General features: G+C 32.3%; 12 protein-coding genes. 8 read left to right on the plus strand and 4 right to left on the minus strand.

Annotated features, from left to right (window positions below; translation table 11 throughout):
* Nucleotides 1-12: 12 nt before the first annotated feature.
* Complete coding sequence (locus tag ACH2CG_RS15065) at nt 13-342, minus strand: HesB/IscA family protein (protein WP_395066659.1); 330 nt, start codon at nt 340-342, stop codon at nt 13-15.
* Nucleotides 343-509: 167 nt separating this feature from the next.
* Between ACH2CG_RS15065 and ACH2CG_RS15070 the strand changes: the two genes are divergently transcribed.
* The 8 genes from ACH2CG_RS15070 (at nt 510) to ACH2CG_RS15105 (ending at nt 9,258) form a co-directional block, all read left to right on the plus strand.
* Nucleotides 510-1,370 (plus strand): MBL fold metallo-hydrolase, encoded by an 861-nt coding sequence (locus tag ACH2CG_RS15070; protein WP_395066661.1) that lies wholly within the window; start codon nt 510-512, stop codon nt 1,368-1,370.
* Nucleotides 1,371-1,439: 69 nt separating this feature from the next.
* Nucleotides 1,440-3,035: a S8 family peptidase gene (locus ACH2CG_RS15075; protein ID WP_395066663.1), complete on the plus strand. Its 1,596-nt coding sequence runs from the start codon at nt 1,440-1,442 to the stop codon at nt 3,033-3,035.
* 65 nt (nt 3,036-3,100) lie between these two features.
* Entirely contained in the window at nt 3,101-4,984 is a 1,884-nt protein-coding gene (locus ACH2CG_RS15080) for a M1 family metallopeptidase (protein WP_395066665.1), read from the plus strand.
* Between the two features lie 77 nt (nt 4,985-5,061).
* On the plus strand, nt 5,062-5,460 hold the full coding sequence (locus tag ACH2CG_RS15085; RefSeq protein ID WP_395066666.1) for a hypothetical protein: 399 nt from the start codon (nt 5,062-5,064) through the stop codon (nt 5,458-5,460).
* Between the two features lie 8 nt (nt 5,461-5,468).
* Complete coding sequence (gene rnpA, locus ACH2CG_RS15090; protein WP_395066668.1) at nt 5,469-5,855, plus strand: ribonuclease P protein component; 387 nt, start codon at nt 5,469-5,471, stop codon at nt 5,853-5,855.
* Between the two features lie 113 nt (nt 5,856-5,968).
* Nucleotides 5,969-7,603 (plus strand): S41 family peptidase, encoded by a 1,635-nt coding sequence (locus ACH2CG_RS15095; RefSeq protein WP_395066670.1) that lies wholly within the window; start codon nt 5,969-5,971, stop codon nt 7,601-7,603.
* Entirely contained in the window at nt 7,603-8,418 is an 816-nt protein-coding gene (locus ACH2CG_RS15100; RefSeq protein WP_395066672.1) for an OmpA family protein, read from the plus strand. Before ACH2CG_RS15095 ends, ACH2CG_RS15100 begins: the two co-directional genes overlap by 1 nt.
* Before the next feature lie 3 nt (nt 8,419-8,421).
* A complete protein-coding gene (locus ACH2CG_RS15105; RefSeq protein ID WP_395066673.1) occupies nt 8,422-9,258 on the plus strand; it encodes an OmpA family protein in 837 nt (278 codons plus the stop codon).
* Here ACH2CG_RS15105 and ACH2CG_RS15110 read toward each other — a convergent pair.
* The 3 genes from ACH2CG_RS15110 to ACH2CG_RS15120 are packed head-to-tail and all read right to left on the minus strand — an operon-like array spanning nt 9,255 to nt 13,082.
* Nucleotides 9,255-9,710, minus strand: a complete 456-nt coding sequence (locus ACH2CG_RS15110; RefSeq protein ID WP_395066675.1) for a GNAT family N-acetyltransferase — start codon at nt 9,708-9,710, stop codon at nt 9,255-9,257. The two genes, ACH2CG_RS15105 and ACH2CG_RS15110, sit on opposite strands and share 4 nt — an antisense overlap.
* Nucleotides 9,711-10,694 carry a DUF4837 family protein gene (locus tag ACH2CG_RS15115; RefSeq protein ID WP_395066677.1) on the minus strand — a complete coding sequence of 328 codons (984 nt, stop codon included), beginning with the start codon at nt 10,692-10,694 and terminating at the stop codon, nt 9,711-9,713.
* Nucleotides 10,695-10,733: 39 nt separating this feature from the next.
* The gene (locus ACH2CG_RS15120) at nt 10,734-13,082 is read right to left on the minus strand and encodes a LysM peptidoglycan-binding domain-containing protein (RefSeq protein ID WP_395066679.1); all 2,349 of its coding nucleotides are present in this window, start codon (nt 13,080-13,082) and stop codon (nt 10,734-10,736) included.
* Nucleotides 13,083-13,167: the final 85 nt, after the last annotated feature.

The following is a 13,167-nucleotide window of genomic DNA, read 5'->3' on the forward strand; positions in this document are numbered from 1 at the left end:
TTTTAGTTTATTTTAAAGTGAAAAACTTTCTCCGCATCCACAAGTTCTACTTGCATTTGGATTATTAAATACAAATCCTTTTCCGTTCAATCCGCCTGAAAATTCTAAAATTGTTCCTGCTAAATACAAGAAGGATTTCTTTTCTACGGCTATTTTTACATGATTATCTTCAAAAACTTTGTCGTTTTCGCCTAGCTGTTTGTCAAATTTTAATTCATACGACAAACCCGAGCAACCACCACTTTTTACGCCTACTCTAACGTAATCTATGGCAGCGTCAAAACCGTCATCTTTCATCATGTCGATGATTCTTTTGCTTGCTGTATCAGATACTTTTATCATTGCTTATTTTGATTTTGTCTAAATAAAGTACAAAGTTACTACATTTATCTATTTTATCAACAATCAATAACATTTTTATAACGAATGTTAGGATAGAAAAAATCGATTTCGATGCAATCAAAACAAACTGATTTAGTAAATTGCACCGATTTTAGAAATATAAAAAAATGAAACTATATCCTATTGAAGCTGGTAACTTCAAACTTGATGGTGGTGCAATGTTTGGCGTTGTCCCAAAAACCATTTGGAACAAAACCAATCCGGCAGACGAAAATAATCTTATTGACATTGCCGCAAGATGTTTATTAATTGAAGATGCAAATCGATTGATACTCATTGACACTGGAATGGGAAACAAGCAATCGGATAAATTCTTTAGTTATTATTCGCTTTGGGGAAACCATTCGTTAGATAAATCGCTAGCAAAATATGGTTTTCACAGAGATGATATTACCGATGTTTTTATGACACATTTGCATTTTGACCATTGTGGCGGAAGCGTAAATTGGAATAATGACAAAACTGGTTACGAAGTAGCATTTAAGAATGCAAAATTTTGGACTAACGAAAATCATTGGGAATGGGCAACTAAACCAAACTTGAGAGAAAAAGCATCTTTTTTATCTGAAAACATTTTGCCAATGAAAGAAAGTGGACAACTTAATTTTATCAAAAGACCCGAAGGAGATTTCTTAGAAAAATCGGAATTGGATTTTGGGATTTTCTTCGTTGATGGACACACCGAAAAAATGATGATTCCGCACATTCAATACCAAGATAAAACTATCGTTTTTTGTGCCGACTTGATTCCCACAGCTGGTCATTTGCCCTTGCCTTATGTTATGGGATATGACACAAGACCACTTTTAACCATGCCCGAAAAATCTAAATTTTTAGAAAATTGTGCCGAGAATAATTTTTATTTATTGCTAGAACATGATGCTCATAATGAAATTATAACGGTTGAAAAAACTGAAAAAGGCATCCGATTGAAAGACGTTTTCAAGTGTGAAGATATCTTAATCTAATGTTAATGATTTTTAAATTGTAACAAAACTAGATACTTTTAGACCCATATTTTACTTAAAATTAATAAAATGAAATCAATAAAACCGCTTTTTATCTCGGCAGTTGTTGCACTTGCACTTTCAAGTTGTAGTCCTGCATTAGCTCCAATTGTTGCTACAAATCCTGCAAACATTGACAAAACTCCATTAAAAACTACACCTTTAAAAGATGCAGATTTGAAACGCTGGAGTGATTTAGATTTAGTAAAAGATACCGTTCCCGGAATGAGTGTTGACAAGGCTTACAATGAGTTTTTGAAAACTAAAAAAGGAACAAAAATTATTGTTGGAATTGTAGATTCTGGATTGGATATTGACCATGAAGACCTTAAAGGAAAAATTTGGACCAACAAAAAAGAAATTGCAGGAAACAATATTGATGATGATAAAAATGGTTATATTGATGATGTTCATGGATGGAATTTTCTAGGTGAAGCAACCAACGAAAATCTTGAATTAACTCGTATTGTTAAAAAAGGCGATGATGGTTCGGCAACTTACAAAGAGGCAAAAGCTGCATTGGATGCAAAATTGGCAGAAATGATGCAACAAAAACCTCAGGTTGATATGATTTCTAAGGCTGATAAAGACATCAAAGATTTTTTAAAAAAAGAAAAATACACAATGGCTGATTTGAAAGCTATTGTTACTACTGATGCAAATCTTAGCAAAAGTAAGATGATCATGACTAGTGTTGCAACTCAAGCTGGCGAAGGCTTTCAAGATGAAATTAAATCTTATATTGATTATATCTATGGTCAATTAAACTACAATTTAAATGTAGAATTTAGCGGTAGAAAAACTGGTGACAATCCAGATACTATGGACATGAAATTCTACGGAAACGGAAATGTAAAAGGTCCAGATGTTGTAGATGCACTTCACGGAACACATGTTGCAGGAATTATTGCTCAAATTCGTGAAAACGGAAAAGGTGGCGATGGTGTTGTTGCTAATAATGTAGAAGTTATGTCGGTTAGAGCTGTTCCTAACGGTGACGAATATGACAAAGATATTGCTTTGGGAATTCGCTATGCAGTTGATAATGGCGCAAAAGTAATTAATGGAAGTTTTGGAAAAGATTTTTCTCCTCACAAACAATGGGTTTGGGATGCAATAAAATATGCAGAAAGCAAAGATGTATTAATCGTTTTTGCCGCAGGAAATGATGCTAAAGATGTAGATACAGAACCAAGTTTTCCAACGGATACAAATAACGGAACTTCCGTTGCTGATAATGTTTTAACAATTGGTGCTTTAAACTATGAATATGGTTCTAAATTAGTTGCAGATTTCTCTAATTATGGTCAGAAGAACGTAGATGTTTTTGCTCCTGGAGTAAAAATTTGGGCAACAATACCAAACAATAAATATGTATTTGAAAACGGAACATCAATGGCATCACCAAATGCTGCTGGAGTAGCTGCTTTGGTAAGATCATACTATCCTAAACTTACTGCTTCTCAAGTAAAACATATCTTGATGGATTCTGGAACACCAATTTCTACAACAGTTGCAATTGGCGAAAAAAAAGAAAACGTTGCTTTTACTACAACTTGTGTTTCTGGAAAAATTGTGAATGCTTACAATGCGTTATTAATGGCAGAACAAATGTCAAAAAAATAATAGATTAAACCATAAAACCAATGGAAGGACACTAGTTCTTCCATTTTTTTATTTAAAAAATACAGATGAAAAAATTACTTTTATTATCATTTTTAGGCTTTGGTTTCACCACTATTTATGCGCAAAGTTCTTCTTATTGGCAACAACATGTAGATTATAAAATGAATGTAACGATGGATGTAAAAAACTATCAATACAAAGGAAAACAAGAATTAGTTTACACTAATAATTCACCCGATACTTTGCGTCGTGTTTTTTATCATTTGTACAATAACGCTTTTCAACCAGGAAGCGAAATGGACATGCGTTTGCAAAATGTAAAAGATCCTGATGGCAGAATGGTAAATAAAATAAAAGTTGATGGCAAAGATGTAAAAGAAAGCAGAATTTCTAAATTGCAACCCAATGAAATTGGTTATTTACACATTTCCAATTTTAAACAAGATGGTATTTCCGCTATTGCAAAAGAAGTTGAAACTATACTAGAAGTTACGCTTGCACAACCTATTTTACCGGGAAAATCAACTACATTTACTTTAGATTTTGACGGACAAGTTCCAGTTCAAATTCGTCGTTCGGGACGAAATAATAAAGAAGGTGTTGAGCTTTCAATGAGTCAATGGTATCCAAAAATGGCCGAATTTGACTTTGAAGGATGGCATGCCGATGCTTATGTAGCAAGAGAATTTCACGGAGTTTGGGGAAATTTTGATGTAAACATTACAATTGATAAAAATTATCTTCTTGGCGGAAGTGGTTATCTTCAAAACCCAAACGAAATTGGTTTCAATTATCAAGATTCTGGAATTGAAGTAAAAATTCCTAAGAAACAAAAAACGCTTACTTGGCATTTTGTAGCGCCAATGGTTCATGATTTTACTTGGGCTGCCGATAAAAATTACATTCACGATGTAGTAAAAACCGATTTTGGAACGACCTTACATTTTATATACAAAAACAATCCTAAAATAATTGATAACTGGAAATTGGCGCAACCCAAAACGGTTCAATTGATGGAATATTACAATACAATTGTAGGTAAATATCCTTACCAACAATATTCTGTGATTCAAGGTGGCGATGGCGGAATGGAATATGCCATGTGTACTTTAATTCTTGGCGAAGGAACTCTAGACGGATTAGTTGGCGTAATTGCTCATGAAATGGGACATTCTTGGTTTCAACATGTTTTAGCATCTAACGAAAGTAAAAACCCATGGATGGACGAAGGATTTACCTCATTCATTGAAGATTTAGGTATAAATGAATTGACAGAAAAAAAGGCAGAAAACCCTTTTATAAGTGCCTACAAAGGCTATATTAATTTAGCCAGTTCTGGAAAAGAACAACCGCTTACCACTCATGGCGATCGTTATGATGAAAACAGAAGTTATAGCATTGCATCTTACAGCAAAGGCGAAGTTTTTCTAACACAATTGCAATACCTTATCGGAAAAGAGAATTTAATGAAAACTGTAAAACGTTACTATTCTGAATTCAAGTTTAAGCATCCAACTCCAAATGATATTAAGCGAACTGCCGAACGCGTTTCTGGAGCAAATCTTGACTGGTATTTAACCGATTGGACCAAAACATTGAATACTATAGATTATGGAATTAAAAATGTTGAAGGTGCAACTGATGGTGTTAAAAAAACTGGAGTTTCGTTAGAAAGAATTGGAAGAACACCAATGCCAATTGATATTTTGGTTGAATATACCGATGGAACAAAAGAAACATTTTACATTCCGTTGCGCATGATGAGTTTTGAAAAAGAAAATCCAACATCAGATGTTAAAAGAACAATATTAAAAGATTGGGCTTGGGGAAATCCAAATTATTTCTTTGAGATTGACCGAGAAAAAACTACCATTAAAAAAATCACTATCGACCCAAGTGGATTAATGGCCGATGTGAAGCCAGAAAATAATAGTTATGAAATAAAATAAATCTAAAAGCGTTCTACACAAGAACGCTTTATTTTTGGAATAGAATTTGTAGTTTTACCACCGATAAATTTATAATGATGAAAAAATTTCTGATACTTTTTGTTTTAATAAGCTTTACTCAAATAACATTTGGACAAACAATAACATTAAAAACTAGCAGCGTAAGTATAACCGAGAAAAACGAAAAAGGCGGTTGGAACAATTGGACCGATTTTGTAAATGCCAAAATACTAATTACAATTGATGCTAAAAAAGACAGAATTGTTGTTAACTCGCCAGAAATTCAGGTTTTTTCCATAAAATCTTATGGTGAAAAAATTGAAACCGAAACCGATAAAATCGTTCCTTTTGATTGCGTAGATAACAATGGATCACAATGCAAAATTTTAGTAATTACAAGAAAAAATGAAGGAAACAGGATGCAATTTTACATCAACTATTCTGAAGTAAAATTTGTTTACAACATCTATAATTAACTTTTATTATGGATTTTACTTATCCCAAAAAAGAAAAACTTAAAAGCAGAAAAAACATCGATTTGCTTTTCTCCGAAGGAAAATCGGTTTCTAAATATCCTTTACGATTGGTGTATTCTAAAATTATTGACGGTGATGAAAAATTAAAATTTGGTGTTTCTGTTTCTAAAAAACATTTTAAACACGCAGTAGATAGAAATTATTTTAAACGCGTTTTAAGAGAATGTTATCGACTAAATAAACACTTAATTCACGACAATTTAGACAAGCAATATGCCATTATGTTCTTTTATCAAACCAAAGATAGGTTGAGTTATCAAGAAATAAATGAAAAAACCATTCAGTTATTTGAAAAATGGAAGCTTACTATATCCGAAGAAAAAGCCAACAATTAATCACAGTTCATATCTTAAGGAAGATATAAAAAGTTAGTTTTTTGTGGTTTATGTAATATATTTGATTTTGTTTGTTAAATTCGTTTGTTAAAATTCAAAAAAAGAAAAAGAAAATGCTTCACTACTTTAAAAAAAGATATATAATTCCAGTAATAGCCTCTAGTTTTTTGTTTGTTGGCGTTAGTTTCAAAGATGATTTTTTTGAAATTGCTAAACAAATAGAAATCTTTACTACGTTGTTTAAAACCGTAAATCAGAACTATGTTGACGAAATAAATCCGGCCGAGTTGATGGACAAAGCTATCAAAAGCATGTTGGCCGATTTAGATCCATACACCAATTATTTCAACGAACAAGATGTTGTTAAATTTAAAATAAACAACACTGGCGAATACACCGGAATTGGTGCAATGATTACTAGAAAAGAAGATAAATTAATTATAAGAGAACCTTACAAAGGATTTCCTGCCGATAAAGCCGGATTAAAAGCTGGCGATGCCATTATACAAATTGGTGATGTTATGCTTTCCGATTTTAAAGACGATGCTTCCCAATTACTAAAAGGTGCCAAAAACACTAAAGTTGACATAAAATACATCCGTCAAGGAAAAACCCTTACTGCACAACTTATTTTGGACGAAGTTGAGATAAAAGCAGTACCGTTCTTTTCTAAAATTGATGCCAAAACTGGTTATATAGTATTGTCAGCTTTTAACAGAAAAACAACTCAAGAAACCAAAGAAGCATTAGAAAAACTAAAAGCTGATGGTGCCGAAAAAATTATTTTAGATTTAAGAGGAAATCCAGGCGGATTGCTAAATGAAGCTGTAAATGTGTGCAATTTATTTGTCCCAAAAGGCGAAACAATTGTAACAACAAAATCTAAAAATGTTAAATACAATGTTACTTATAAAACCACAAAAGAACCAGTAGATTTAGAAATTCCTTTAGCAATTATTGTAGATGGGAAAAGTGCTTCTGCAAGTGAGATTGTTTCTGGAGCATTTCAAGATTTAGACAGAGCTGTAATTGTAGGAAGCAGAAGTTTTGGAAAAGGTTTAGTACAGCGTCCAATAGACATGACCTATGGAACTCAAGTAAAAGTTACTATTTCAAGATATTACACGCCATCAGGAAGATGCATCCAAGCGTTAGATTATTGGCATAAAGACAAAGATGGAAAAGCTGTGAGAACAGATGCTTCTAAATATACAGCTTTCAAAACCAAAAAAGGAAGAACGGTTTATGATGGCGGCGGAATTCAACCTGATATAGAATTGGCAGATTCTAAACTTAGCACTATTGCCGAAGTACTTCAAAAAAATGATGGAATTTTTAATTATGTAACTGCCTATTATTTTAAAAATCCGAATTTGGGCGATAAAATTCCGACAGTAACCGATGGAGATTATGCCGAATTTAAAGCATTTTTGAAAAAAGAAAAAATCAGTTTTGATACCGAAACAGAAATTGCATTAAAAAACACCTTGGAAAAAGCTAAAAAAGAAAAAATTGACGAAACCATCAAGGTACAATACGATCAATTGTTTGCCACTTTACAAAAAAGTGAGGAAGCACTTTTAGACAAAAATCAGAAAGAGATTAAGAAATTAATTCTAGATGAAATCATCAAACGCTATCAGTATAAAGAAGGTTTATATCTTTATTACATAAAAAACAATGAGGAAATTGCAAAGGCAAGCGCTATCCTATCTAACACCGCAGAGTATAACAAAATTCTTCAATAATGTTTCGATTTTTAAAATTTTTACCGCTTTTAGTTTTTGGTTTTGTTCATGCTCAAGAAGAAGCAGTAAAATCTGTTTATTTTGAATTTGATAAATTTTCATTAGACGAAAAGCAAGCCAAAGAAGTTATTGATTTTATTAAAAACACCGACTCGACTAGAATTGAATCTATTCAAATATTTGGCTATACAGACGATATAGGAAAAGATGCCTATAACTTTAAATTATCTACTAATAGAGCCAACACTATTCAAAGTAAACTAACTGAAAGTGGCGTAAAAAACAAAATTATCGTTACGATTGAGGGAAAAGGAAGAGTGTTGATTGATGATGATATCGTGGACAATCTGCCCGAAAAACGTTCTAAAAATCGTCGAGTAGATGTTGTTTTGAACTTGAGAGAACTTCCTAAATTGGTTTTACCAGGATTTTACAACATGATTCAAAAAAATCATATCGTTGGCGATCACATTTATCTAGAAAACATCCTATTTGAAAAAGGAAGCAGCAAGCTTACTACCAAAGCCAAAACCGAATTGGATAAAGTAGCGCTGCTGTGTTTGCGATACAAAACACTAGAATTTGAAATTCAAGGTCATGTATGTTGCACGCCGCCAAACCAGAAAGAAGCTATTGATAAGGACACTAAAAAACGTCAATTATCTACTAATAGAGCACAATCGGTTTATAAATATTTGGCCTTTAGACGTGTACTGAAAACCCGAATGATTTTTAAAGGTTATGGAAATACTGTGCCACTAGGCAAAGATCCAGAATATGACAGACGCGTAGAGTTGGTCATTACCAAGATTTAATTTATGAACCAAATTCATTTATTGTTCCTTTTTTGTTGTTCGTTGCTCTATTCACAAGAAGAAAAAAAATCAATTGAAGTTTTTTTTAATTCAAACGAATCCTCTATATCTTATGAGGCTGAAACCATTTTGACTACTTTTTTTTCTGATGAGACTATTGTCATTTCATCTGTTTCTATTGAAGGTTATTGTGACGATGTTGGTTCTTTGCAAAGCAACTTAATTTTGTCTACAAATAGAGCGCAAACGGTAGCGAATTTTATAAAAAGGGAATTTAATCTAAATTGTAACTCTGTACTTGGCAAAGGTGAACTTCTTCTAAAAAGTAACTCTTCTGTTGATGAATTTAGAAAAAATAATAGAAAAGCTATTATTGAAATTGTTTTTTTTAAGAGTTCAGAACAAAATGTGAAATCTAATATAGACTCTGAAAATCGCTATAAAAACTACAAAACTTTCTCAGATAAATTGGTTGTAGGTGATAAAATCATTATCAAAAATTTACTTTTTGAAGGTGGCCTTACTATTTTTGAAAATCCAGACGAAGCCCAAATCGAACTTGATAAAATAGTAAAATATCTAAACGATAATCCTAATACAACTATTGAAATTCAAGGTCATGTATGTTGCATAGGAAGTGCACATAGTGATGCTCACGACCGATTATCTGGCAAAAATAACTTATCCCATACTAGAGCTCAAAAAGTGTTTGAACATTTAATTGAAAAAGGGATTGCTACTAACCGAATGACGCATATAGGCTACGGAAGAAAGTTTCCTATTCCTGACGGAATAGAATCTGAAAACAAGCGTGTGGAGATTTTAATTACGAAAATTTAAAGTTCTCTTTTCATTTCAATATGCTCAATATCATCTTCTAAATACATTTCGCTAGTTTGAATAAATTGGTGGCTTTCGTAAAATTTCTTTAAATACAATTGTGCCGAAATAGTAATTTTAGTTTGACCGAAGTAAAGTTCAATTGCTGCAATTGCTTGTTGCATCATTTCGTGCCCAAATTTTTTATCGCGCGCATCAGGATGAATTACTACGCGACCAATTGAAGCATTTTCAAAATAATCTCCTGCATTGAACAAGCGTGCGTAAGCAACAATTTTGTCATTGTACTCGCCAAGTAGGTGAATTGCTTTCTCATCTTTTCCATCAATGTCTTGATAAACGCAATTTTGCTCTACTACAAAGACGTGAGAACGAAGTTTTAGCACACTGTATAGTTCTTGAAGAGAAAGTTCGTTAAAACGCTTTATTTTCCATTTTATGGTTGATGCCATTTATTTCTTTTTTAAAAATTGTATCGACTTGATTATCGCTTCCAATTCAAACATTAAATCTCTTTTCTGTTTTGATGGTGCGTAACAAAAACCCTCTATGACTAAAATTCTATTGTTGGGTTCATCTACAATAGCATAATTGATGAATGGTCCGTTCATAGATTCATGAAGTAACTCCCAATTTCCTCTAGTTTCAAATGTTTCTTTGTTGAAAATTTTCGTTTTAGAAATGTATGGCGAAAAAGCTGGCTCAGTTATCATTCTGGTTTTGGGAACTGCACCATGAATATAAATTTTTCCTATAGAATCTCTAATGTGCGTAATTCTATTAATGGCTTTGCTGTCGTCTTTAATACTTTTTAATGGAATTTGATAAAAAATTAGACTTAGGTTTCCGCTGGTGATGTCTTTCTTGTACCAAAGAAATTTTTTTCCGTGCATTACCAGTTTGTATTTGGATGGAATTGCCACTTTAATATTAAATTTTTCGGAAAGATTTTTAGTGTCAATCAATGAATCTTGCTTGATTCTATCTTGATAAACTTTAATTTCTGATTGTCTAAATTTAGTAATCATTAAAGAATCGTTTGCCTGAATAGTATCCAGTAATTCTTGAACCGTTTTTCCAGAAATATGCACTACTACTTGTGGGTTTGCATATTCGTTGTATTCGATTCTGAACTGACTTTTAGCTTCTCTTTTTACAACAATAATATTTCTACTGTTGTTCATGAAACCTTCAAGCAATTTTACTGGATATTGATTTAAAGTAAAAACTGGTTCTTCTTGAGGTAAACCAATGACTGGTGATGCAAATTTATTTCGCACGCTGTCGCCAACTTCTCCGTTCCAGAGTTGGTCGTCAATTATTACCGCAACTTCATTTGTTTTTCGACCAGTTTCACTGATTTTTTTGACTTCTTTAGAATTGCAAGAAATCAATACCGAAGTAAGAATTAGATATAAAAAAAGGGCTTTATTCATGATTAGAAATAAAGCCCAAATTTATAGAAGATTTTTGTATTATCCGTTAATTTTTAATTTCATTCCCGGTTGAATGTTTTCGCCTTTAATATTGTTCCATTTTCTTATGTCTGCAATAGAAACTCCAGGGAATTTTTGTGAGATACTTGATAGTGTATCACCGCGTTTAACTTGGTACATTTTTTCTTTAGCTTTCTTGGTTGAAGCGGCATAAGCATCTTTTTTAGATACTTTTTCTTTTACTGCAACAACTTCTTCTTTACCAACAATTAGTTTGTCTCCAAGTTTAATGTTAGTGTCAGACAATTTATTCCATTCTAAAAGATCATTAATTGTTGTATTGTATTTTCTTGCAATTGTGCCAAGATACTCACCTTTACCCACAACGTGTTCAATGTTTTTAGCATCGCCTTTAGGTTGTGTGTCTTCTTCTCTAGCTACGGCAACATTTCTTCCAGAAATAATTAATTGTGTTCCAACTTTTACATTGGTGTCAATAAGGTTATTCCATTCTTGAATACTTTGAAGTGAAACATTATTCTTTTTAGCAATTGCCGATAAATTATCGCCTTTGGCTACAACATAATAGTTTTCTGATTTAGAAGTACTGTCTGATTTTTCTGCTCTAGAAGTTTTATCTGCTCTAGAAGTTTTTGGTTCGGCAACGGCAATGTCTTGATTTCTTTCAGAAAGAGGTTGTTTTATTTCTTTCTTTACCGTTGTGGTAACTTTTTCGTTTTTAATGATTTTTAAATTATCACCAAGACCAATATTGTTTCCTTTTATTTTATTCCATTTTTTAATTTCGGCTACAGAAACATCATATTTTGAAGCAATTTCTCCTAAAACATCACCTTTTTTCACTTTATGAAATTTGGTAACATCTTTATAAGTAACTACTTTTTCTGTTTTAAAAACTCTCTCAGTTTTTGGTTCGTTTACAGCTATTACAGATGTTTTTTCTTTAGCTACACTTGCTTCTTTAACGGATGAGGTGTCTTTTATTGTTTCTTTCTTCTCTTTGTAAGCAATTCTTTCTGTAGAAACTATTTTTAAACTTCTACCAATTGGCGCATTGTTACTTTTTAATCGGTTCCATTTTTTTATTTCGGCAATAGAAACATTGTATTTATCGGCAATTTCGCCTAGATTATCGCCTTTTCTAACCTTGTGAAATCTGGTTCTTGTAGTAAATTCTCTTTCGTTGTAAGAAACATTAGTAGAATCGTTTTGTTTTACAGAAGCCAATCTTTCATAAGGACGTTCTCTTTTATCTGCTTCATATTGCACATAGGCATAAACCTTATCTTCGTTAGAGGTGAAAATTGCGATTTTATCTTTGGGCAATCTCAAGAAATTTCGTTCTCCAGAAATAGATGGAATTTCATTTCTCTTAAACGACGGATTAAAAAATTGAATTTCGGCTACAGAAACATCCAACAAATCTGAAATTTGTTTAAAAGTCATGTGCTTTTTAATCATAATTGTATCGGTAGCAAAATGATTTGCTATAGCTTTATTAGGAACAATACCGTGTTCTTTATGGTATTCAAAAATGTACATTGTTGCTAAAAAAGCTGGTAAATATCCTTGTGTTTCTTTAGGTAAATTTTTTCTAATGTTCCAATAATTTTGTTGTCCTCCAGAACGACGAATTGCTTTAGCAACATTTCCTGGTCCAGAATTGTAAGATGCCAAAACCAAGTCCCAATCGCCAAATATTTTATACATATTGTTCATGTATTGTGACGCAGCTTGACTGGCTTTTAAAGGATCGCTTCTTTCATCAACATAAGAGCTAATGTTTAGTCCATATTGTTTTCCTGTTTGGTACATAAACTGCCACAAACCAGTAGCTCCAACTCTAGAGACAGCTTTAGGATTTAGAGCAGATTCTACAACAGCAAGGTATTTAATTTCTAGTGGAATGTTATTTTTAGCCAATTCATCTTCGAAAATTGGAAAATAAAATTGAGAAATTCCCATTAAACGTTCGAAACCTTTTTTTCTATTCTTTAAAAAAGATTTGATAACGTTTTCTAAACCAATGTTGTACTCAATATTGAACGGCGATTTTTCGTCCATTAATTTTAGACGTTCCTTCAATAATTCTGTTGGAAGTTCGTAATCTACCGATTTGTCTGGATCTACGTTTTTAATATCTGATAATAAATCATCATAAATATCTAACGATGCCAGTTCTTGCGACCACATATTGTCTACACATGAAGCCATTTCGTCATTTACAAAAGTCGCTTTTATAGAATCTAGATAGGAAACTTTTACTTCTTTTTTTACAATCGAATCCAGTGGAGTTGTGCCTTCTTGTCCGTAGAACGAAGCCGAAGCGACCAATAGAAGCGTTGTTATTTTATTTTTTATAGTCATATTTTTTTATCTCAATAAGGTATTAATCAGCATTTTATGCTAAACGCAAAACTACTACCTTATAACGTATAAATTTGTTTAATTA

The sequence above is a fragment of the Flavobacterium sp. genome, from assembly GCF_043778725.1.
Lineage (GTDB): Bacteria > Bacteroidota > Bacteroidia > Flavobacteriales > Flavobacteriaceae > Flavobacterium.